This is a genomic window from Sphingobium baderi (assembly GCF_001456115.1).
Lineage (GTDB): Bacteria > Pseudomonadota > Alphaproteobacteria > Sphingomonadales > Sphingomonadaceae > Sphingobium > Sphingobium baderi_A.
In genome coordinates, this window is record NZ_CP013264.1 from 3,838,033 (window position 1) to 3,861,401 (window position 23,369).

Below are 23,369 nucleotides of genomic sequence, written 5' to 3' on the forward strand. Positions count from 1 at the left end.
GCGAAATGTCGTCGCGATGGAAGAACCGCCGGGTGCCTATGCGACCGTGGAGCAGTGCTCTCGCTTGTTCGAGAATGGTGCACCCAAGATGATGAAGATGAGAACTGGTTGATCATCGTGTGATGATCGGAAATTGAACGATAAGGGCAGATTTACGCCCAGTTCCTACCATTCGCAAACAGCAACGACCAAAAGCGATCGCTCCGCCACCGCGATATTCAAACTAGGCGTCGTGGACGAAGGGTATCCATAGTTTGATTGAAGCGAGAGTGACGAAGCCGAGGTATGATTCCTTGGTTTTGTGGTAGCGGGTTGCGACCCGCCGACGAGATTACACCAACGGTATTTCTCACGATCGTGCGGGATGGGTATGCGGCCGACGACGGATATGACCGAAGAGACCGCCAGCCAGGCCGGCAGCTCCGTTACCCGTCTGGTCAGCTGCGCGGCAGGAAGCCGTTTCCACCTCCATTTCGATGCTCGGCAGGCGACTTCTTCAATGCGCTCTTCCCGCATCTCGTCGTCGAAACCGAGAATCCGATCTGCTGGCCCGGCCAAAATGGCCGACGGCTTTCGGATCGAGGCTGGCTCGGCTGGGTTCGCCGAATCCTGATCCTGTTCCAACCGCTATCTTGTCACCGTGCCTTGCCAAGCCCCCGTGTCACGATCGGGCCGGGATAGCCCTCCAGCAATTGCAGGCGACGCATTGTGGAAGCATGGAACAGACGGATGAGCGCGGCTTCGTGCCGTTCCCCCTGTGCCAGCACAAACGCTTCCAGCGCGGCGTGTGCCTCTTCGATCGATCCGGGGGTATGGCCTATCAGTGACGCGATCTCCGCGATCTCCAGACGATCGATCGCAGGGCCGATCTCGTCAGCGCGCTTTGCATAGCGCGCGAGCGATAGCACCCTGTCTTCGCGCAGGAGTCCGTCTGGCGGACGCTGCTTTTCTGCGACGGCAACCAGATCAGCGAGCGCCTCGCCATGACGTGTCAGCTGCGGCGTGAGTGACGCGACCGGATCCAACGCGATCCCCTGGACTTCCGCCAGCGTTTCGATCGCGGCGCGCGACGCACCCAGATCCCAGGAAAGATATTCCACGAAGGCGGGATGCGGATGCATGCCGCGCAATGTCGCGCCGGTCATCATCGGTACCGCCATGAACGAAACGATGGTGTGGAATTGGAGCACCGACCAGTCGATGGGCTCGCCCGATGCGATGCGATAGGCCTCGATCAAGGTAGCTATACCGCCAATCGGCTCGTTGATATCGCGGACGCGGATCGAAGCAAGATCCATCATCGGATCGCCGACATGCGCCATTTCCAGATCATAGATCGCCGTGATCGCCGTCCCGTCATGGAAGAATTGCGGCGCATCAGCCACCAGCAGCACGGCTCGCGTGCGATGCATCGGGACATTGCGTGTAATCCAGCTGCGGAAAAACTCGATCATCGGCTCCGGCCCAGCCTTGCCTTTCAGATAGGCGGCATCCGCCAGACGAAAATAGGCAAGGGCAATATCCTCGGCCGTCTTAGGGATCGCCAAGCCGGCCGCCGCGGCCTTAGCCGTATCTATGCAATGAATCCGCGCGAGGATCGCCATATACGCTTCGATCATTGCGTGCAGCGCGGGATCGATATCGGCCCCGCCATGGAACGGATGATCGTCGAGCGCGGCCATCACGATCGCCTCGGGATCCTCGCACCAGCCATAGATTTTGGGAACAGGGACGCCTTCCTCATCAAGGAGGCGCAAGACTTCATATTCCGCGCGTAGCGGTCGAGTCTCAAGCCCCGTGCCGCGATCCGATCGGAAGTGGAGCTTGATCTCTCCTACGGGCGTCTCCGCCGCCACGTTCCATGAAGGGCGCCAGCGTTCGAGACGGACGATGTCGCGGACGGTCCCGCTCAGCCTTTTCTCCACCCAGCGGGCGATGCCGGCGCGGATCGTGGCTTCGGATGTGTCGGTCATGGGCTTAGAACCGGTAGGTTGCGGATGCGCCATAGGTGCGAGCCTGACCGGGGAAGCCGGTAGTCACGCCTGCCGCGGCATAGAAATCAAGGATGTAGGAATTATACTTCTTCCCGGTGAGATTGCGTCCCCACAGCATGAGTTCGATCCCCGGATCGTCGAGCGTCAGCCCGATTGTGGCGTTGAGCAAGCCATATCCGGGCTCGCGCGACCGCTCGTTCGGGAAGAAATATTTGCGCGACTGATGCCCGTAATCGGCGTGCACGCTGTATTTCCCGTAGGAGGTCGGAAGCGAATAGGTTCCCGCAATGCTCCAAGTAACGTTGGAAACCTGAGTGAACGGCTCACCGGTACGGTCGCCGGTAGCATCCGTGAAATCGACATATTTCGGATCGATCACACCAATCGTGCCGGACAGTTCGAGGCCGGCCGCGGGCAGCGCGACAATCTCCAATTCAGCGCCGGGAATACGCGACTTGCCAATTGATTGGGTGAGCGCGACAGGCGTACCGGCGGCATCCGATGTGATCGGGCGCTGCATATTGCGGTAATAGGCGATAAACGCGGCGGCATTGATGCGAAGCCGCCGATCCAGCAGATCGGCTTTCACGCCGATCTCATAATCGGTCACCTTCTCTGGCTCGAAGCTTTCCAGATCGGCAGTCGTCTTATTGAAGCCGCCGGACTTGTGCGCCATGCTGGTGCGGGCATAGCCGAACAGCGATGGGGTAAAGCGATAGTCGGCGCTCAACGTGTACGAGAAGTAATTATGGGATTTCTCGCGATCCGCCTCGCAAGTCGCCGTGTTCGTTACGAGCGCGGGGTTGGTGGCGCAGACGCCTCCGGCCAGGTTATGTGTGTTCACGGCGCGCTTATCGTGGGTGTAACGCAGTCCGGTGGTGACGCGCAGTTCAGGGGTCATATCATAGTTGATCTGCGCGAACGGCGCGAATGACTTGTGATCGATCCGTCCGTTATAATCGACCGCGCCGCCAAACACGTTGAAGCGTTCGATGCCATATTCATGGAAATAGAAGAGTCCGGCGATCCAGCCGAGATCGCCCTTCTTGCCGAAGATTTGCACCTCCTGCGAGAATTGCTTGATTTGCCCGATGCTATTATTTGTGAAGAACGGGATCGGCGTTGTATCGAAATCGTCGAGCGTGTTAAGTTTGTAACCACGATAGCCGGTGATCGTCTTGAACGTCACGTTACCCAACGGGACTTCCAATGTCGCGCTTGTTCCCCAGGATTTGAGGCGCGCATAGCTCCTGAGATCCGATGAGGTGGTGTAAAACGGGCTGTCGAGAACCGCATCCTGATTGCCGAGCAGGGTTGGGTCATAGGCCAGCAGATGCTCAAGCGGGCCGTTATTGTCGCGATCGAAATAATCGCCAACGATGATGAGCGACCACCCGTCCGACGGCGCAATCTTCAGCGAGCCACGCACATAGTCCGTGTTGTCATCGCCGACGCGGCGGCCAAGATTGATGTTGCGCCCGAACCCGTTATTCTCCGCGTGACGATAGACGATCCGCGCCGCGACCGCGCCATCCACGATCGGTACGTTGAGCAGACCCATTACTTCCCGGCTCTCGTAATTGCCGATACCCGCCTTGACCAGGCCTTCGAAGATGTCGGTCGGTTTGTTGGTGGTGATACTAACTGCGCCGCCGGTCGTATTACGGCCGAATAACGTGCCCTGAGGACCGCGCAACACTTCGACCTGGTTGATGTCGATCAGATCGAACCCGGCCGCAATTTGCCGCGCGATGTACACACCATCGACATAGAGACCAACCGACTGGTCGACGCTGCCATCGCTATTCGACTGAACCTGGCCGCGCAACGTAATTGCGACGCCTGAATGGCTTTGCGCCATCGACAGGCTGGGTGCGGCCTGCTGGATTGCGGTCACGTCTACGATCTGCTGACGCACAAGCGCGTCCGAGGTAAGTGCGGTCACCGCAAGCGGCGTGATCTGCAACTTCTCGGATGTGCGACGCGCGGTCACGACGATATCCTGAACCCTGGTTTCCGCCATCGTTTCGGGCTGGCCTTCTTGAGCAAGCCCGATCCCCGGGGACATCGCGGCAACCACGGTAATCATTGCTGCACAGGTGCACAGGCCGTGTCGGGTATTCATACATCCTCTCCTGTATGCGCCGCATCGTCAGCCTTCGGACTGGTCGTGCGACGCTTCATCTCAAACCGTCTTTGGTGAAGCGATCAGCCGATCGACGCCTCCATCTCCATCCGGGTGACGCCCATCTGGCGAACGATCTCCTCTGAATCCCAATATTCCCGCCATGATATGATCAGCCCATCGCCATCGAGCTCAAACACCGCCGACAGCCGCGCACTTACTGTCCTGTCGTCATGGTGGAGGACGACGTGATCGGTGCGCTCGGTGAATACGTGATTGCCGCCCGATCCGATGGCATGCACCTCGCAGGTACAATCGCGATACATGCCGAACTGCCGCACGATCCCTGCACAGATCGCGTCGGCACCGTGGATCGGCGCCGCCGATGGCACTAGCGGCCAATAAACCGCGTGAGGTGCGAGATAGCGCTTGAGCGTCCCGATATCGGGAGGGTTGCCTTCGTGGAAAATCTTCAAATAGGCCAGCACCGCCGCTTCGTTTGACGCGCTCATAATATTTCCCTTCGAATCGCCGGTTCGGCCGTTAGCATATTATGTGACCGGTGTTCACTTATTATGATAACAGCGTTTACGCAAATAAAATCCGCGCGTTCGTCGATTTGCCTCGTCGCGATGGAGAGCCTAATTCTCATCTTCGATTCGCTTGCCAAGGTTGCGCTATGTCCAAACTTCCATCTCCCCCCGCCAAGTCCGGGGAAAACGCCTCGCAGCCTCGCCGGGGAAGACGCGCACGAACCTCCGAAGCGAAGGATCTCGTCCGCACTAAGTTGATCGAAACGGGCCGCGAACTCATCGCGCAGGAAGGTGAGACGCCCGTTTCCCTGCGCATGATCGCCAAACACGCGCATTATTCCGCAGGGGTGATCTATCGTTATTTCCCGAACCGCGCGTCACTGTTCCTCGCCATCCGGGACGCCGAACTCGACGATTATGTCGAACGCCTGCAGGCCGTATTCGATACGCATGCCGATCCTGAAGCGCGGCTTCGCGCGGTCGCCGACGCAGGCTTCACCTATGCGTGTGAACAGGCGAATGTGTTCGGCATGAATATGCTGACGCTGCTATGGGCGCGCTCGCCCCAGCCGGACGGGGTGCCGGCACGAATCCGCGACATGTCACCGGCAGCGGCGCGCGTCCATGCCTTGTATGAGACTGCTATCCAGGCCTTCTTCGCTGATATCGGCTGCAGCGCGGTCCCGGCGGAAATGGCCACCGCGAGCGTGATGGCGGTCATCACGGGCGCAGTCTCGTTACCTGAAGGTAGCGTGCACAAAGATCTGCCTGAACGGCGCGCGGTGATGGCCGGGACGTTCGATGTCCTGATTGCAGGATGGCGCGCGGTTCAATAGGTCGTTCATCGTCACCCGTTTACATTTAAATATATGCCCTCATTCTTTCATCGATGCCGAAAGTCTTGTTGAGGCAGATACCGCGCGCGGGCAACTCTGAGCGTTTGCCTCGAATAACATGCGAACTTCGCCCGCTGCCTCGACCGAGATTGCTCGATCTTCATCAGTATTGATCCGCTCTTTAAGCAAGGCCTTTGCTAACCTGTTCTATCGAGCCTGCGGCATCACGCGCGTCCAGTGCGAGATCAGCGAGGTCCAGCAGCAACACCCAACTTCGCTGTCGCTCTTGCCAGACAGGGACAATATGGCCACGCCGCACCGCGACAAAGCCTCTTCGGTTGGAAGCCTTCAGAAAACCTCGTAAAACACGAATCGTCCAGGCAGATGGACGAAAAAAGGCCGCCGACGTTTATATGGAAAGGATGAGTGGCGTCCCTCTGACCGCTCGGCTCGATGCGATATAAACGTTCATAATCGGACTGTTCAATCAGATCGGCCGTGCTCAGGTTTTTTGGAATAGGCATGTGCTAGCCCTTGGCCATGTTGACCGGCGCAGTATCGCTCCCACGACCTCGCCTACAAGGACATTCCCGAACTGGGAAGATCTGTTGAAGATGATCGACGGCTGGTTGCGCCGTCGAGACTGGTGATGTTGGTGATACCCCAGACCTGGCGATCCGCCGCAACCTTTAATCTACTGCCGTCATTGGCCAGATCGTTTGTCACCTTGAATGGACCATTGGCCCTTTGTTGCGCGGCCAAGCTTGCAAGATCCACCTCATAGGTTGCTGCATCCGCCGGCGTAAGACTGAAGCCGCCAGCTAATATCGCCGTTAGCACACCGACATTGTAGCGATAGGGCACTTCGGCGGCGGGCTGCTCGCGTACGCGAAAATAGTCTAAGATCAAGATATTACTGAGATTTTCTGTGGGTTGAAGCTGCAGCGACGCGCGAAAGCTGAATTGGTTGATGTCGTCGAGGTCAGGATTGCCGGGCGTCAAATTCTTCGTGCGGCGGTTGCGATATTGCGCCGCGACGCGTAGCGCGGCGACCTCCTTGGCGAGTGGTATGTTGAGCGCCCCTTCCAGCTCCTTATAGTCCAGATTGCCATAGCCCGCCTGGACATGGCCTGTCCGCCGTCAGCACCGATGGCACAGATTTGAGGTTGTGATTTAAGGAGGATCTGGGCTTCGTCGTAGTGACGAAGGAACGAAGATGAAGCCCAGATCCTCCAATGTAAAATCGCCCGCCAAGGCCCCAGCAGAGCGGGTAGTGAAGGACATCCGCCGACAGACCCGGCGCCACTTTTCGGCCGAGGACAAGATCCGCATCGTGCTGGATGGCCTGCGCGGGGAAGACAGCATCGCCGAGCTATGCCGCAAGGAAGGCATTGCCCAGAGCCTGTATTACACCTGGTCGAAGGAGTTCATGGAAGCTGGCAAGCGCCGCCTGGCCGGCGACACCGCCCGTGCCGCGACCACCGGAGAGGTCCAGGACCTGCGCCGCGAAGCCCGGGCCCTGAAGGAATGCGTGGCCGATCTGACACTGGAAAACCGTCTGCTCAAAAAAAGCATGGTCGCGGATGGGGGCAACGACGAATGAGGTATCCCGCATCCGAGAAGCTCGAGATCATCAGAACCGTCGAGCAGTCGCACCTGTCGGCCAAGCGCACGCTGGACCAACTCGGCATCCCTCGTCGGACATTCTACCGCTGGTATGATCGCTACCTCGAAGGCGGGCCGGAGGCGTTGGAAGATCGGCCATCGGCGCCGAGCCGGGTGTGGAACCGCATCCCGGCGGGCATCCACGACCAGATCATCGAGCTGGCGCTGGAACAGTCTGAGCTGAGCCCCCGGGAACTGGCCGTGCGCTTCACCGATGGGCAGCGCTACTTCGTGTCGGAATCCACGGTTTACCGCCTGTTGAAGGCCCACGACCTGATCACCAGCCCGGCCTATGTCGTGATCAAGGCTGCCGATCAGTTCCACACGAAAACCACGCGGCCGAACGAGATGTGGCAGACCGACTTCACCTACTTCAAGATCATCGGGTGGGGCTGGATGTATCTGTCGACCGTGCTCGACGACTTCTCACGCTACATCATCGCCTGGAAGCTGTGCACCAACATGCGAGCCGAGGACGTCACCGACACGCTGGACCTCGCCCTGGCGGCTTCTGGTTGCGACAGCGCCACGGTGCTGCACAAACCCCGGCTACTCAGCGATAATGGCCCCAGCTACATCGCGGGTGAGCTGGCGGAATACATCGAGGCCCGGAAGATGAGCCATGTCCGCGGCGCCCCGTGTCATCCCCAAACCCAGGGCAAGATCGAGCGCTGGCACCAGACCCTGAAAAACCGCATCTTGCTGGAAAACTACTTCCTGCCCGGCGACCTCGAAGCCCACATCGAGGCCTTCGTCGAGCACTACAATCACCAGCGATACCACGAGAGCCTGGCCAACGTGACGCCTGCCGACGCCTACTTCGGCAGGGCTCCGGCAATCATCAAACTGCGCGAAAGGATCAAGCGACAGACCATCGAACATCGGCGCTTGCAGCACCGCAAGTTCGCCGCCTAACATCAACCCCCTGACGAGGTCCGCACTCCGCTAATCTACGCCGCGAGTTGTGCCGAATGTTCTGACGACGGACAAGCGTGGCGACGTCGCTGAGATCCTGCACCGATTTCTGTTCGAGCGCTTCCGCGGACAGGGCGGTGATCGACACTGGCACCGATCGGCGCGATTCTTCGCGGCGTCGAGCCGTCACGACGATATCTTCCGTTCCGGCACGAGCCGAAGACTGGTCGACCGTGTCTTGCGCCGTGGCAGGAATAGCGGTGGTGATCAGAACGAGCGTACTAGTGGCGAGTGCCCAGGATTTGGCGGATGTCATCAATTTGTCTCCACATTGCACCTTTTTATTTCCGATCCTGGCCGCGAGGCAGGGCCCATTGAGTGGGTCAATCGGATGAGGTGTCGGGCTAGACTAGGACAGTTGTCGAGCTGACACGACGATCTTCGCTATCGCCGGTTGCAAATACGCTATCGTTGAATCTCGCACAGAAGCGATTGGCGACGACCGTACCCGGGCCAGGCCACTGGGAGCAAACCAAGTTAAAAAATCTCGTAGACTGATCGAAAGATCAATAAAACTGATCTATTTTCCAACCCACTCGTGGCGAGAGCCGCAAGGTTTTAGGATCGCGCGGCCGGATCGCGAAATGCGATCCTGCAGAGAACCTAACATGCTGCAGGCGCGATCCGGCGCAGGGAAGCGACAACGACAATTGCCTATTTATAGGCGACAAGGGGACGGTGCATGAGAGGACTTCGCGAAAAGGTAGCGTTCGTCTCCGGCGGGGCGGGCGGGATTGGAACCGCAGTGGCCGAACGGCTGATCGAGGAAGGGGCGCTCGTCGCGGTGGCGGACCTCGATGAAGACAGAGCAATAGCACTCGCAGAGCGGCTAGGCGCAGGCACGCTGGGCCTCGGCGTCGACATTGGCGAGGAAGCGTCGATCAACCGCGCAATCGACGCGGCCTATGTGCATTTCGGCCGGATCGACATCCTCGTCAACAACGCGGCCCTGACCAGTCCCGCGGTTATGTCGCTCGACACCGACGTCACCGACATTCCGCTCGAGACGTGGAACCGGACGCTGGAGGTCAATCTCACAGGTTATATGCTAAGCTGCCGCCGCGCGATACCGCTGATGGCCGCGGCGGGCGGTGGTACGATCATCAACACCGCTTCGGGCTCGGGGCTGTTGGCAGACGCCTCGCGGGTGGCCTACGGGGCATCCAAGGCCGCGATAATCTCGCTCACCCAATATATCGCCACCCAACACGGCAAGGACGGCATTCGCTGCAATGCCATCGCGCCCGGCCCGGTGAGCGCACCACATCTGCGCGAGTTCGCGGGCGAAATCTTCGCGATCATTGAACGCCACATGCCGATGCGCAAGATGGGCGAGCCGCAGGATGCGGCGGCGCTCATCGCGTTCCTCGCATCGCAGGATTCGCGCTACATCAATGGGCAGGTCATCGCCATAGATGGCGGGCTGACCGCGCACCATGCCCATGTCGTCGATTTAGCCGAGCACATGGGCCTGGCCGCCCCCTGATCGGCCAGGCAGGCTAGCGCCCTGCCACCGCTGCACACAGCGGACTCCCCTTTGCTGCCCGTCCGCGTTACACTCTACCATACCCCCGCCGCGCACCTGCCCGCAAAGGCCGGGGAGAACAATGAAAAGCGGGCACTGGTGGGATTGGAAAGCGTGGACACACAGACCTGGTCGAGGTTCGAGGAGGACCGTCCGCAACTCAACGCAGCGCAGTCGTTGATCCGCGATCACACGGTCCTGTCCGATCTGCTGGAGGGCATTCGCGTCGAGCAGACGTCCTACCGGCTGCTCAGAAACGGTGACGGAGTATTGGACGGCCGCAGGGCGCCGGACGAGCTCGTCGGTTTCTATTTCCTCACCGGTGAAGTCGAGTTCACCTCTCCCGGCGCTGGACCCATCCATGCGCGCAAGGGCGATTATCTGCTGCTGTGCCATGGCACGCGCTACTGTATAAGGCCGACATCCGAGAACGGGAAATGCTCAATTGGCCACCTCGTTTTCAGTCTCGACGGGCTGCGCGCCCGGCTGCTCTTCCGGATCCTGCCGAAGGTCCTGTTCATCAGCGGCCTCTCGCAGGAGGAGATGCAGTGGCAAATGCAGTTGGAACATCTCATCACGCACCACCCCAGGGCATTTTCCACTGCCTCGCCGGCGATCAACCACCGGCTGATCGAAGCGTCCATCATCAGCAACATACAGACGTTTTTCTATCGCGAAGGATCACAGGCCTACCAGATCGACAGCCCCGATCTCGTCCGCGTTTACGCCAGCGTTAAGGCATTGCACGAATGTCCGGAACGAGCCTGGACCATCGCCGCCCTCGCCGATCTATCGAGCATGTCGAAGACGCTGTTCGTCGCTAAGTTCAAGGATGCCACTGGCATGCCGCCCGCCCGGTATCTCAGCATGCTGCGGCTGGACCGGGTAAAGGAGTTACTGCGTGCGCGCTCGCTCTCGCTCACTCAGATTGCTCATCGCACCGGATACAGCACCGACATGGCCCTGATCCACGCATTCAAGCGGCAGTTTGGGATAACGCCGGGACAGTTCCGCAGCGCCCACCAATGGTCCTGAGAGCGCATGGTCAGGTCCGGGACTGATCCAAAGATCAATAAAATTGTTCCAGCTTCCGGCGCTCTCGCTACGCGCGCTGCGCGGCAGTAATTTGCCTCACAGAACGAACGAGGGTCACACCCCCGGGAGAGGCAATTGAACCATCAAGACCGACGCGGCATATCGCCTCCGTCGGTCGCGCTCCTCCCCGGCGATCATCGATAACGAGGAAGCCGATATGCTGAATGCACGCCTTTTGTCCATTCGCGAGGACAGCGAACGCGAAAGCGGCCGCGCCGACTATCCCCAAGACTTTCCCGCCCTGCCACCCGTCCCGGTCGGGCGATATGTCGAACAGGACTTCTACGATCTGGAAATGAAGCATCTTTGGCCGCGCACCTGGCTGTATGCCGGCCATGCCAGCGAGATCCCCGAACCCGGCTGCTACAAGCTGTTCGAACAGCTCGGCCAGTCGGTCATCGTCAGCCGCGGCGAGGGTGGCGAGATCCGCGCCTTCCACAATATCTGCCGCCACCGCGCCTCAGCCCTGGTGGTCGAGGATTCGGGCAAAACCCGACGGTTCGTCTGCCCCTATCACAGCTGGTCCTACGATCTCGACGGCGGCCTGATCGGTGTTCCAGAGGAGCGCGACTTCAAGTGCCTTGACAAGGCGGAGCGCGGGCTGAAGCGCGTCCACTGCGAGACGATGCGCGGCATGATCTTCATCAACCTCGACGGCAATGCCCCGCCGCTGGAGGAATATTTCGCATCGACGCTCCGCGAACTGGAAGGCTTTCCACTCGAGGACATGGTGGTGAACGCAGTCATCTCGGTCGAGATGGAATGTAACTGGAAGGCGGCGCTCGACAACTTCCTCGAGGCCTACCACATCAACACCATTCATGCGAAATCGATCGCGCCCTACCTCGACAGCCGCAGCTTCAACATTTCGCTGTTCCGCGGCGGTCATGCTCGCTTTGCCACGCGCAAGCGCGGCGCCGGCACAATCTTCGGCAAGGACCTCGCCATTCCGCAAGGCCCGTCCGAGATATTCAGAACGCACACGATCGCGCTGCCGATGTTCCCAAACAGCTTCATCGCGGTCGATCCGGTCGGGTTCGGCTGGCAAAGCTGGTGGCCAGTCGGCATGAACCGCACGGTCATGACCTTTACGCTCATGGGCTGGCGCGATGACGTCAATCGCGGCCCCGGCTTTCGTGAAGCCATGGTCGAACAGGTCAAGGCCATTGCGAACGAGGACGTGCACCTCTTTCCCCGACTGCAGCGCTCGCTCGAAAGCGGGGCGGTAAGCAGCCTGCTGCTCGGGTATCAGGAGCGCGCGCTCTACTGGTACCAGGAAGAAATTGACCGTCGGATCGGCCCCCAGAACATTCCGCAGCATTTGCGCATCGAGCAGATCCTCGCGCCCTTCACCGCAGACTGAACCGCGTGCCGGCCGGTCCTGCGCCGTCCGACACGCCATCACCCCTGCGAAGCCCGCACTATAAATTATAAGAGGAGAAGAAAATGCCGTATCGGATCGATGTGCCGGAGGGTCAGGAAGCTCTCGACGTAATTCTTAATCATCTCGGCACGCCTATGCTCGTCGATGCACGCAAACGCATGTTCCGCATTATCTACGACGCGCCCGAGACGACGCTTTCGCCGCGCGAGCGCGAAGTTATGCGCTTTCCGGGCACCGCGATGATCGGCTGCCCGATCTGCAACAGCCTGCGCATGTGGCGCGACTGGCCGGGCTTCTCGGACGAGCCGATCGAGGAAGCGCTCTACACCGCCGCCGAGGCCTTCGACTACGGCTGGCCGGGCTTCAGCGCGCGCGAGCGGCTGCTGCTCGAATTCACCTACCGCTTCTACAACGAGGTCGACGGGCTGAACGGCGATGATGCGTTCTGGGAGCGTATGCACGCGAACTTCTCGCCCGCGGAAATCGGCGACGTCTGCATCATGGCCGGGACCTGGCTGGGCGTGGGCCACGGGCTGAAGACGCTCGGTATCGGCAGCACCTGCCCTATGCCGGTGAACGAGGAAATGCTCAGCCGCCTGCGCAGCGACGAACTGAGGTCGGCAGCGGAATAATCGCAAGCCGCGGAACCTGGCGAGGAAACAATGTACGTACCCAAATTATGCCGTGTGGCGCTGGCGATCGACGACCTTGCTGCATTTGAGGCCGATGCCAGAGCGCTGCTGAAGCTCGATCTGGTGAGCCCGCTGCTCGACGAACAATTCACCGAGTTCTCGGTGCTGTTTGGCGAACACGGGATCATGGGCATTCAGCCCCATGTCGAGGTGCCCTTCGCAAGCCAGGGCAAGCTGATCGAGGTCGCCATCGACGTCGAGGATGCGCCGGCCACGCGCGCGCTTCTGGCGGCGAGCGGCTATGAGCCCGCGGTGGTCAACCACTTGCCCGAGCCCAACGCCGACGAATATCTCTATGGCAAGGAGTTTGCCGGCGTTCCTTTCATGGTCTGCACGCGCGGCGATAACGAGGCGCAGATGCGGGTGCAGGGGCCGTTCCGCGAACTCGAGGAAGCCCCGTTTCCCAAGCTCGCATCGGTCGTGCTCACGGTCGAGGACATCGAACGGACCGCCGCCGACCTCGCGCATCATTTCGGCATGGAGTCCACCGAATGCGCGCCGCGCGGCTTGGGCACGCGCGCAGTGACGGGCCACCACCGGATCACGCTGGTGGAGGGCCCCTCGGAGCTGTCGGAACATTTTGCTTCGCCACTCGCCGCGCTAGTCATCGCCGCCGACGCGGTCGAGGCGATGCGCGCCCGGCTCGAGGGCGCGGATATGCCGGTCATTCACTCCTGTTCACTCAGGACCGGCGGCACCGCTTATTATTTCGGCAGCGCATTCCACGGTATCCCGCTGCTCATCCATCCCGCTACGGCAGATGGAGAGATGATCAGCGCGCAGGCCGCCACCGAAACCGCAGACTGATTTCACGAGAGGCCACATCTTCATGACCAGCACCGCCCAGTCGTTCCTCGACGCGTTCCATGCATCCTCGACACCCGATTTCGCCCAGCTGACCGAGCGTTATTTCGCACCGCAAGCGCAATATCAGCCCCTCGTGCCGATGTGCACGCCGGCCATAGGCCGCGATAATGTGCGCCGTGAGCTCGAACGGCAGTTGCCGACCTGCTGACGTTGGACCTTGCTCGCCTTCACGGACGTAGCGGCAATCAAAGGCCAAAGCCTGGCCAGACCGTTTCGCATTATGAAGATTTACGGCTCTCCCAAGATCTCGAGGCCCACCTCCATGACTTCATCGACGCCTACAATTACGGCCGCTGTCACAAGATGCTCAAGGGCCTCACGCCCTTCGAATACATCTGCAAAATGTGGATACCCTAGTCTGAATGACTCGCACTCAATCCAACCCATCAAATGCCCGGACTAAACACCTAGCGGATGCTGATATTGCAAAGAACTCGTGTCCGATCCGAGATAATATGTCCGATACAGAATATATATTTCTCTTCAACATCTGGTTTGTCGGTCATATCGGCGACTGGATAAAAAAGAAGTCGGGAGAGATAATAATATGCTTCGAGAAATCATGTACTCTGCTTGTATCGTGACAGCAGGCTTGTCTAGTTCCGCCATGGGTAACGAGGCAACGACGCCTGCAATGGCGCCGGATTCATTTTCCGAATGGAAGGAGTTTGCAAGCGGCATCGACAGAGCTGCACAACGCATGGCGGCAAAATTGCCGGAGCGGCTCCGCAACGATCCGATTATGCTGGAGCGCGCGCAGAAGCTGTTGATCGCCTCGACTGTTCGCAATGGCCTGAAATCGCTTGCCGGCAATCGAAGCTACCCGTCCTTCACACCGGAAATCGGGCTGCTCATCAATTTGTTCCAACCCAACGCGGACACCATATACAAGAGCGCGGATATCGACGCGCGAGGCGTCTACCGGCTGCGAGGGCGGCTTGGGACGGTCGATATTTTCAAGCTGGCCGAACTCGGCCCCGATATGATCCGCACCAACAAGCCATCCGGCGCACGAGCGCACCACGACTTCAAAACTCTCAAGCGCGATGCCGAGGGTCGCTATGACGTCATTCTCTCCGCAGAGAAACCGGCTGGTTATACCGGCGAATGGTGGAAGCTGGACGCCGGCACAGTCAAGCTGATGACGCGGCAAATGAGTTCGGACTGGGCGAAGGAGATCGATCCGACGATCTCGATTGAGCGGCTCGACGTGCCCGCAGCGATGCCGCAGCCCACAGTCGAGGAGATGCGCGCGTCCCTGGCAGAGCTTCCCGATATGATCGGCAATGCCGCGACCTTCTTTGTCGACCATGTTGAACAATTGCGGCAGGATGGCTTCATCAACAAGATGAAGATCTTCGATCTGACCAACATGACGGGACTGGAAGGGCAATTCTATTATGAAGGCGCCTATGATCTTGCCCCGGATGAAGCCCTCATCATTGAGGCCAAGGTCCCGGAGAAATGCGTCTACTGGTCGATCATTCTTACTAACGACATCTACGAGACGACCGATTGGTATAACCACCAATCGAGCCTCAATCGCGCGCAAGCGCACGTCGATCGCGATGGTGTGTTTCGCGCGGTCATTTCCGGGACGGATCCGGGCGTTCCGAATTGGCTGGACGTTGCCGGCTATCAGAGCGGCGCCGTTCAAGGCCGCTGGACGAACTGTTCGGCAACGCCGATCCCAACGACGCAGGTCGTGAAAATCAAAAATATTCGCAAATATCTTCCAGTCGATACGCCAAAGGTGACGCTTGCCGAGCGCGACGCCACCGTCCGCGCGCGCCGCGAAGCATATCAGCAGCGACCGCTCTGGTAGCCACCGCGCGCCAACTATTCGGTTATTCTTATATTCTGGAGCTATTCAATGAATCCGCTGACAATGTCGTCGTTGGCTGCCCTTGCTGCTGCCAGCGTCTCGCTTCCGAGCGCCGCGCAGCCACCGGCCCCTACGACCATGCAGACAACTACCGAGGCGGATGGCGCCATTCCCGACATCATTGTCCAGGCTCGCCGACGCGATGAAGGACTGCAATCGGTGCCATTGGCGATCACCGCTTTAAGTGGTGATGCTCTGCGGAGCCAAAGCGTGGTGACGGTGCAGGATCTGGGTCAGCATATCCCCAGCCTGACCGTTAGTGGCAACCTGGGGCGCCGCGACACAGTCGTTATCGGCATACGCGGCCAACGCAACCTGCTCCCACGTCTCAGCTACGATGCTGCTGTCGGTGTATATTTTGCGGAGGTGCCGATCGCACGCCCCTACGGCCTCAATGCATCATTGTACGACATTTCCTCCGTTCAGGTACTGAAGGGCCCGCAGGGCACGCTATTCGGCCGCAACACCACCGGAGGCGCAATGCTTTTTGAACCAAATCGGCCAACCGATGACTTTGGTGGCTCGGTCGAATTGGAATACGGTAACTACGATCATCGCATGGTGACGGGTATGTTCAATCTCCCGGTGAGCGATACGCTGGCAGTGCGAGTAGCCGGACGGATCGCCAAACGCGATGGCTTCACCAAGAATATCCTGACCGGGAAGCGGCTCGACGCCGTGGATAACCAATCCTTCCGCGCCTCGGTGAAGTTCAATCCCACGCCGGATATCGAGAACCTGCTCGTCTATGACTTTTACCACAGCAGCACATCCGGCCAAAGTGTCTATCTAAGAGCGCTACGTCCCGGCGGGGTGGTTTCCCGGTTGTTTGGACCGGGCGGGACCTTCGGCGACATCGCTAGCGAATTGGCCGCTCAAAAGGAAAGAAGCCCTCGTCGCGTGGCGCTGGACGGTGTCGGACCGTCCAAGGTACGCAACCAAGGCATCTCCAACCGTACCACCATCACACTTTCGGACGACATTTCCCTGAAGAACGTGCTCGGCTGGCGCAAGGTCAAGAGCCAGGACACGACCGATCTTGACGGCAGTCCCTTGCCGATCTCGCGTCCGTTCCAGACCGCGAACATCCAGCAGCTGAGCGAGGAGCTCCAACTGCAGGGCAAGGCATTGGACGGCGCCCTTAGTTATATTGTTGGCGGATTCTATTTTCGTGAGTGGGGCGATGACATCACATATGGCACATCGCTCAACATCCCCATCCCGCTTGGTCCCGGTGCGCCCATAAATACCCTTACAAATCCCCGCAGCAGCGGCGGCTACGGAAGAAGCGAAAGCGAATCCCTATTCGCTCAGCTCACTTATGAGATCCCGGGCGTTGCAGGCCTGAAGGCGACCGCCGGATTCCGCTACAGCTGGGATAAGCGCCGCGTCGAAATTTCTCCCGCGGACTCCCTCGGTTGTCGATTTGAACGGACGGCTGCGACGCCGGCCGGGCTTACGCCATGCTTGGCGATTGGCCGTGCGAGTTTCAGCGCCCCAACCTGGACCGTCGGCTTGGACTATCAGGTTTCACCGAAGACGCTCCTCTATATCGTGTCCCGAAGAGGGTATCGTTCTGGTGGTCTGAATATCGGAAGCGAAAGTTTCGCCGAGTTGAAGCCATTCCTGCCGGAGACTGTCACCGACGTCGAAACCGGTATCAAGAGCGATTGGCTGCTTGGGTCCGTGCCGGTCCGCACGAACGCCGCCTTCTACTATTCCAGCGGCAAGGATGTGCAGCGGACGGCGCAGATCATTCCCGAGCGCGTTACCACGACAACTCTGAATGCCGCCTCAACCGAAATCTATGGCGCAGAGCTGGAAGTGATCGTGCGACCAACGAGCGGCCTTAGCCTCTCCGGTTATTTTAGCTGGGACCATGCACGGTATAAGAAGTTCATCACAGTCAGCGGCGATTTCAGCAACAACCGTTTTTCATTCACCCCGGAGGTCAAATACGGCCTGACCGTGCGCTATGAAACGGAGCTTCCTTCGATCGGCGAGGCCGCCGCAACATTCGATTACAGTTGGCAAGGACGCGTCGAGTTCGGCGACATCAACGAAGTGGAATCGTATCAGTCGTCATACGGCCTCGCCAATGCGCGGCTGGAACTGAACAAGGCAGGCGGATCGCCTGCTGATATCGCGCTGTTCGTGCGGAACATTTTTAAGAAAGAGTATGCGAACTCGGGAACCGCATTCCAAAACGCGCTGGGCTTCACCTCGATTTTGCCGGGTGAACCGCGAATGTATGGCGTGCAGGTTCGCTACAGCTTCTAACCTTTTGAATTGAAGGCTTTTGACCTGCTTAATGTTCGGGGATTCGCTGCCAACTGAAGACAGTGGCGGCGAACTCTCTCATGGCGGAGAACTGCACCTGCACAAGGCCGCTGAGGCGAGGACAGTTTTCCTTGCCCTCCGATACTCCGACATTGCGGCCCTCGTAGATTTCATCGGCACGCGCACAATGGTGTATTTTGGGGATGTCATTAGAACGGCGGTGAGCGACGCCCTACCGTCCCGTCCAATCGACACTACCGACGCGAGAAAATCGATTTCGGCGCCGCAGGACGTGCCTCATACAGACCAGTCCTTCGGCTATAGCATCCTCTGCCTGGATTTCGGCGATGAGGAGGTCAGCCAGCGCATAACGGATGTTGTTGCACCTCTCGTCGAACGCCTGAGCAAGATCTTGCCGATGTTCCGGCACCGTCGCCGTGGACTATTACGAAGCGCTGTGCACGCTGGATCGAGGGAGCGACCTCTTGCCGCCTATCGCAGTCGAGGGCCCGAATGAAGTCGGCATCATCGGAACCACTATCCTCGTTGTTCGCGAGGGACAGGCCAAGGGCCGCGTGATGCTGAGCTCCCTTGCTGCCGACTACCTCTTGCGCGACGACCAGGCTGCCATCGGCTTGGGGATCATATGGGTCGCTTCATTTTCACACAGTCTGGACCCTTTGTCGCCGTTTTGAGACGGATTTCGCTTTCCCATTTTCCGCCATCCATTTACCCAGCGTTTCGCTTAGGCGTCGGGGGAGGAGTCAGTCATTAACCGGCAGCTTTGCGCCGACGAATGGAGGCAGACCGCCATTCAGGAAAGCTTGTGAATAGCATGCAATGATGACCGCTGGCACAATCGCAACGGCATGCACATGACGGTGACTATCTGCTCCATCGTGTCTTCCAACGCATCCTCAAACGTCTCGCCAAACGCCATCTCATCCGCGCCATGATGCCGCACCAAAATATTAAGGAACATGAGACTGATACTGATCAGGCGACGTTGCGCTACATACGGCGGCAGATAATCGACCCGTTCCCGCAGCAATTGCAAAGCCCTGGTCAAATAGGGCGGCTCTGATCCGCTAAAATCGCCAAATTCCGGCGATCTGCTCTGCAACAGATATTGACTGAGAAAGCTGGCATAGGAATGATTGCCATCGTCGTCGTGCAGATCGAGCTGCGGCAACAGGATGATCTCCAGAATAGTGCGGGCATCCTTCAGCCGCCCGTCCGCTTCCGCATTCCATAACATCGCGCGGCGTGTGTCCTCCATCTGTTCCATGCGATAATCGAAAATGGCGCGGACAAGCCCTTCGCGCGACCCGAAATGATATTGCACCGCCGCATGATTGCCCTGTCCTGCCTGCGCTGCAATCTCGCGCATCGAAACGCCTTGAATACCGCCCTTCGCGAACAATCTTTCGCCAGCCAGTATGAGGCGCGTTTTTCCGTCAAGATTATCGAAGAGCCCTTCGTCGGTCAGTGTATCGTCCATCGATGCCGCATATCCTGATTATTACAATCGTTTTAGATTCTTCGTCTCGCAGCCGCAAAAATGATGCAGGCGGTACATTGGTCACCCTTCCGACACCTGTGGCATGCCGACAAATTGTAAGATATTCTACATAATTCAAGGGGAGACATATCTTGATTCTGCACGACAGGGGGCGCCAATCCAAATCAGTTTGCTGTGAAGCACATTTTACACTTGACTTAAATTCCGCCATTCGCCTATTCCCTAATCGTCGTTAGCCGATCTCTGGTCTGAACGCCGCATCAAGACGGCAGCCACGCTTGCATTGATAAAGGAGAGAATTCATGGCGATGGAAACCGGCCTCATCTTCCACCCCTATATGCGACCGGGGCGCACGGCCCGGCAAACATTCGAATGGGGTGTGCAAAATTCAATAGCCTGCGACAAGGCGGGCTTCACCTCGATGATGATCTCCGAACATGCATCGCAGATTTGGGAGAATATCCCCAATCCCGAACTGATCATGGCGGCCGCTGCTCTGCAAACCACTCAGATCCGTTTCGCCCCGATGGCGCATATCCTGCCGCACCAGCATCCCACAAAGCTGGCGATCATGGTCGGCTGGTTGTCGCAAATTCTGGAGGGACGTTATTTCCTGGGGATCGGCGCGGGCGCTTATCCTCAAGCGTCCTACATGCATGGCATCAGAGACGCTGAACCGCAGATGTTAAATGAGATGGTTCGCGAATCCTTCATGATCATGGAAAAGATCTGGAAGCGCGAACCCTTCTTCCATGAAGGCAAGTTCTGGAATGCCGGCTTCCCCGAGGAAGCCCCCGCCGAAACGGAAGAAGATGAGCAGCACATGCTCGCCGATTTCTCGCCTTGGAACGGCGCTTTCCCGGAGATCGCGGTCACCGGCTTCAGTAGCAATTCCCCGTCGATGAAGCTGGCGGGCGAGCGCAATTTCAAGCCGGTATCGATCTTCTCCGGCCTCGATGCGCTCAAACGCCATTGGGAAATCTATTCCGAAGCCAACATCAAGGCAGGCTTTACGCCCGACCGCCAGCGCCATGCCGTGTCGCAAACGGTGTTTTGCGCCGACACCGATGCGGAAGCCAAGCGCTTGGTGATGGATGGCCCGATCGGCTATTGCTTCAATCGCTACCTGATCCCGATCTGGCAGCGGTTCGGCATGATGGATGGCTTCGCCAAGGATGGTGGCGTCGATCCGGCCGATGTGGATCTGGAATTTCTCGTCAACAATGTCTTTGTCGTCGGTTCGCCCGATACCGTCGTCGACAAGCTCAACACCCTGTTTGAAGCATGTGGCGGCTGGGGAACACTACAGGTGGAATCGCATGATTATTATGACGATCCTTCGCCCTGGTGGAACTCGCTGGAACTGATCGCCAAGGAAGTGGCGCCACGGGTCAAGCTGCCTGGCGCGCGGGAAGCCGTAAGCAAGGCTGCCGTCGCCTGATTTCGGGAGGCGCTGGAGAATGAGAATGGCGGAAGATCATCGATCTCCCGCCATTCTCCTTTCCCAAAATGCCGAGGGAATGTCAGGGACGCTCCGTCGCGAAACCATATAACAGCAAGTCTGCCGCCTGCTCCGATATCTGGGCCGGTCCCAACTTGCCGGGACGATACCAGGATGAGCAGGAATCGAGCATCGCGATCAGAAATTTGCGGACGACCGTGGCATCCAGGGCTTTGCTGGCGCTGCCATCCTTCTGAGCTGCCACGATGAGATCGCGCCAATAATTGTCAAAGCTGGAGTAGGCTGCCAGCACGCGCTTACGCATTTCATCAGGCAGATCATCGAATACACGTGCAACCGCCGATGAATAATCGTCGCCAGCCAGCAGGAAGTCGACATGGGCGACGATCGCCGCGCGTAGACGCACCAAGGGGGAAGCCCCAGACCCCAGCCCTTCGACCCGCGCCATGATGTGCCGGTTGTTGTGATAGATGCCCTCCATCATCACTTCCTCAACCAGATGATCCTTGGATGGAAAATGATGATAGATGCTCGGGGCAAGCATCCCCGCTCCCCTGGCAATATCACTTAACTTGGCGCCAGCCAGCCCCTTGTGCCGGAGTATCGCGGCTGCCGAATCCAAAATGCGGGTTCGGCCACTTTCTACTTGTACCATGAGTCCCCATAACCGGATTCTGGCTAAAAGACAGCCCTTGGTCGATACAATCCCTATCCGGCGAAAGGCGTATTAGGCACGCCGGCAGCAGGCGGATCGAGAATTTCGAACAAACCGCCGGCAAGAGGTTGCCGCGCGAACACGTCGGGTGTGAAGCCTTGTGAGCCAGTGATGAGGAATAGACGGGAATAGTCCGTTCCGCCAAAAGCCGGGCGCAGGCCGCGCCGCACTGGCAAGCGGCGCTCCTCCAGCAGCGCGCCATCCGGCGCAAACCGCCGCAGCATCCAGCTTTCATAGAAAGCCATCCATATGCATCCTTCCACATCGACGGCCATGCCGTCGGGGTAACCGTCTTCCGGTTTGAAGGTCAGAAAATCGCGCCGATTGGAGAGGGTGCCGTCGTCCGCGAGATCATAGGCCCAACTGACCAGCGGCATGGAATCATTCACATAAGCCGTCTTGCCGTCAGGGCTGAAAGCGGGACCGTTAGCGGTGACGATATTGCGTTCCTGGGTGCTGACGGTCCCGTTCGCGTCCAGACGGTAAAGCTCGCCCGTATTGCGGACATCGAGATTGCCGAGTGTGCTTTCCTTGTCTTCCGCCGTTGTGCTCTCATCCCACTGACTGGAATCGCATGATCCCGACCAATAGCGCCCTTTCCGGTCCGTCACGCCATCGTTCAATCGCGCGATCTTCGGGTCGGGGATCGGCTGAATGAACGGATTATAGATTTGCCGTTTGGGATCGACATGGGCGAAACCATCGGCGCAGGAGGCCACGAAACCTCCGCTGGCGCGCGGTGCAATGGCGCTAATCCAGACCGGCGTTTTCCAAGTTCCTTTTTCCCCGCTGGCCAGATGATACCAATGGATGCTGGGCGCCTCGATATCCACCCAATAGATGCAGCCATCGCGGTCGTCCCAGATGGTGCTTTCCCCCAGGATCGCCTTTGCATTCCAAAGGCAACGCCAGCCTTCACCTGCCATCATATCCTCATCCTCATTTTCAGCTGGTTCAAAGCTTCACCACCGGATCGCCGAAAGGTTCGTCGCGTTGGCGCACCGCTTCCTTGAGTCCTTCGGTTCGAACCGTTTCGTTGAAGCGGGTCCGGCTCGCGGCCAGATGCCCGCGGGCATCCATTTCCGCCGCCATGCGCTGCAAGGTGCGGGCGCCCATCATCTCAAGGCCGATATTGACGATCCGCTTGTTGGCACTGAGCAGATCGGCATCGATCATCGCCAGCCGCGCCGCAAGGGCGGCTACCTCCGCGTCCAGTTGATCGGCGGGCACCGCCTTCAGCGCCAGTCCGATCCGCGCCGCATCGTCACCACGGATCGAATCCCCTGTGAGGAGCAGGCGCTTTGCCCATTGCGGGCCGACCAGATACAGCCACATATGGCTGGGCAGCGATCCTTGCGACCGGGCTGGGGGAAAGCCGAACAGCGCATCTTCCGCGCAGATCACCATGTCGCATAGCAGCGCCAGATCAGTTCCTCCCGCAAGGCAGCGGCCATGGACCTGTGCGATGACCGGCTTGTGCATATCGAACAACGCCATGCGGAGCCGCTGCGCTCGTTCTTGATGCCAGCTATCGTCGTCAAACTTCGCTCGACCTCTGCGATGATCAACCTGCCCTGGAATAGGCTGATCATATTTCTGGAGGTCATAGCCCGAGCAGAAATCCGGCCCGGCAGCTTTAAGAACAACCGCATGGACATGATTGTCTTCATCGGCCTCCCACAGCAACGCGTTGAGTTGCTCCTGCAAGGGTTCACTCAGCGCATTGCGCTTTTCCGGGCGATTGAGCGTGATCCAGGCAGTGCCATCCCGCACCTCGTAGAGAAGCAATTCCGCCATGCTCATTCCTCATCCT

At 58.8% G+C, this 23,369-nt stretch carries 20 protein-coding genes and 1 pseudogene; 13 read left to right on the forward strand and 8 right to left on the reverse strand.

The genetic code is table 11. From position 1 onward, the window contains the following. Positions 1–635: 635 nt before the first annotated feature. The 3 genes from ATN00_RS18755 to ATN00_RS18765 form a co-directional block, all read right to left on the reverse strand. A complete protein-coding gene (locus ATN00_RS18755) occupies positions 636–1,973 on the reverse strand; it encodes a phosphotransferase (protein WP_062067633.1) in 1,338 nt (445 codons plus the stop codon). 4 nt (positions 1,974–1,977) lie between these two features. Further along, a complete protein-coding gene (locus ATN00_RS18760; protein WP_082635258.1) occupies positions 1,978–4,119 on the reverse strand; it encodes a TonB-dependent receptor in 2,142 nt (713 codons plus the stop codon). A gap of 83 nt (positions 4,120–4,202) precedes the next feature. Then, positions 4,203–4,631 carry a nuclear transport factor 2 family protein gene (locus ATN00_RS18765; protein ID WP_062067641.1) on the reverse strand — a complete coding sequence of 143 codons (429 nt, stop codon included), beginning with the start codon at positions 4,629–4,631 and terminating at the stop codon, positions 4,203–4,205. Positions 4,632–4,798: 167 nt separating this feature from the next. On the opposite strand from ATN00_RS18765, the gene ATN00_RS18770 reads away from it, so the two are divergent. Then, positions 4,799–5,488: a TetR/AcrR family transcriptional regulator gene (locus ATN00_RS18770; RefSeq protein WP_082635259.1), complete on the forward strand. Its 690-nt coding sequence runs from the start codon at positions 4,799–4,801 to the stop codon at positions 5,486–5,488. 576 nt (positions 5,489–6,064) lie between these two features. On the opposite strand, the gene ATN00_RS18775 is transcribed toward ATN00_RS18770, so the two are convergent. Then, positions 6,065–6,490, reverse strand: a complete 426-nt coding sequence (locus ATN00_RS18775; RefSeq protein WP_062067658.1) for a hypothetical protein — start codon at positions 6,488–6,490, stop codon at positions 6,065–6,067. A 214-nt stretch (positions 6,491–6,704) separates the two neighbouring features. Here ATN00_RS18775 and ATN00_RS18785 point away from each other — a divergent pair. From ATN00_RS18785 to ATN00_RS18840, 11 genes and pseudogenes are all read left to right on the forward strand, one after another. Continuing rightward, positions 6,705–8,068, forward strand: a protein-coding gene (locus tag ATN00_RS18785; protein WP_373886176.1) for an IS3 family transposase whose coding sequence is annotated in 2 segments (ribosomal slippage) — positions 6,705–7,052 and positions 7,055–8,068 — 1,362 coding nt in all. Because the reading frame shifts where the segments join, the coding sequence is not laid out codon by codon here. A gap of 742 nt (positions 8,069–8,810) precedes the next feature. Beyond that, positions 8,811–9,614, forward strand: coding sequence for an SDR family NAD(P)-dependent oxidoreductase (locus ATN00_RS18790; RefSeq protein ID WP_082635261.1), 804 nt, complete (start codon positions 8,811–8,813; stop codon positions 9,612–9,614). A 51-nt stretch (positions 9,615–9,665) separates the two neighbouring features. Beyond that, a complete protein-coding gene (locus ATN00_RS18795; protein WP_156415308.1) occupies positions 9,666–10,688 on the forward strand; it encodes a helix-turn-helix domain-containing protein in 1,023 nt (340 codons plus the stop codon). Between the two features lie 355 nt (positions 10,689–11,043). Continuing rightward, the gene (locus ATN00_RS18800) at positions 11,044–12,111 is read left to right on the forward strand and encodes an aromatic ring-hydroxylating oxygenase subunit alpha (RefSeq protein WP_231746334.1); all 1,068 of its coding nucleotides are present in this window, start codon (positions 11,044–11,046) and stop codon (positions 12,109–12,111) included. Positions 12,112–12,194: 83 nt separating this feature from the next. Beyond that, a complete protein-coding gene (locus ATN00_RS18805) occupies positions 12,195–12,764 on the forward strand; it encodes a carboxymuconolactone decarboxylase family protein (RefSeq protein WP_062067667.1) in 570 nt (189 codons plus the stop codon). 54 nt (positions 12,765–12,818) lie between these two features. Then, positions 12,819–13,631, forward strand: a complete 813-nt coding sequence (locus ATN00_RS18810) for a VOC family protein (RefSeq protein WP_062067670.1) — start codon at positions 12,819–12,821, stop codon at positions 13,629–13,631. 22 nt (positions 13,632–13,653) lie between these two features. Continuing rightward, a complete protein-coding gene (locus ATN00_RS18815) occupies positions 13,654–13,839 on the forward strand; it encodes a hypothetical protein (RefSeq protein ID WP_062067673.1) in 186 nt (61 codons plus the stop codon). Between the two features lie 95 nt (positions 13,840–13,934). Continuing rightward, positions 13,935–14,048: pseudogene (locus tag ATN00_RS23015) on the forward strand (IS3 family transposase); the annotation flags it as partial. Positions 14,049–14,325: 277 nt separating this feature from the next. Then, the gene (locus ATN00_RS18825; protein ID WP_062067680.1) at positions 14,326–15,516 is read left to right on the forward strand and encodes a DUF1214 domain-containing protein; all 1,191 of its coding nucleotides are present in this window, start codon (positions 14,326–14,328) and stop codon (positions 15,514–15,516) included. Between the two features lie 48 nt (positions 15,517–15,564). Next, positions 15,565–17,856 carry a TonB-dependent receptor gene (locus ATN00_RS18830; protein WP_062067683.1) on the forward strand — a complete coding sequence of 764 codons (2,292 nt, stop codon included), beginning with the start codon at positions 15,565–15,567 and terminating at the stop codon, positions 17,854–17,856. 437 nt (positions 17,857–18,293) lie between these two features. Then, positions 18,294–18,551 carry a hypothetical protein gene (locus ATN00_RS18840; protein WP_156415311.1) on the forward strand — a complete coding sequence of 86 codons (258 nt, stop codon included), beginning with the start codon at positions 18,294–18,296 and terminating at the stop codon, positions 18,549–18,551. A gap of 119 nt (positions 18,552–18,670) precedes the next feature. Here ATN00_RS18840 and ATN00_RS18845 read toward each other — a convergent pair whose 3' ends face one another. Then, positions 18,671–19,357 (reverse strand): TetR/AcrR family transcriptional regulator, encoded by a 687-nt coding sequence (locus ATN00_RS18845; RefSeq protein ID WP_062067692.1) that lies wholly within the window; start codon positions 19,355–19,357, stop codon positions 18,671–18,673. A 323-nt stretch (positions 19,358–19,680) separates the two neighbouring features. Between ATN00_RS18845 and ATN00_RS18850 the strand changes: the two genes are divergently transcribed. Then, the gene (locus tag ATN00_RS18850) at positions 19,681–20,820 is read left to right on the forward strand and encodes an LLM class flavin-dependent oxidoreductase (protein WP_062067695.1); all 1,140 of its coding nucleotides are present in this window, start codon (positions 19,681–19,683) and stop codon (positions 20,818–20,820) included. Between the two features lie 82 nt (positions 20,821–20,902). On the opposite strand, the gene ATN00_RS18855 is transcribed toward ATN00_RS18850, so the two are convergent. Genes ATN00_RS18855 through ATN00_RS18865 form a run of 3 tightly spaced genes read right to left on the reverse strand, consistent with a single transcriptional unit; the run spans position 20,903 to position 23,353 of the window. Next, positions 20,903–21,496, reverse strand: coding sequence for a TetR/AcrR family transcriptional regulator (locus tag ATN00_RS18855; protein ID WP_062067698.1), 594 nt, complete (start codon positions 21,494–21,496; stop codon positions 20,903–20,905). Positions 21,497–21,549: 53 nt separating this feature from the next. Continuing rightward, positions 21,550–22,485, reverse strand: a complete 936-nt coding sequence (locus ATN00_RS18860; protein WP_062067701.1) for an SMP-30/gluconolactonase/LRE family protein — start codon at positions 22,483–22,485, stop codon at positions 21,550–21,552. 25 nt (positions 22,486–22,510) lie between these two features. Continuing rightward, positions 22,511–23,353 carry a crotonase/enoyl-CoA hydratase family protein gene (locus ATN00_RS18865; protein WP_231746335.1) on the reverse strand — a complete coding sequence of 281 codons (843 nt, stop codon included), beginning with the start codon at positions 23,351–23,353 and terminating at the stop codon, positions 22,511–22,513. Between the last annotated feature and the right edge of the window lie 16 nt (positions 23,354–23,369).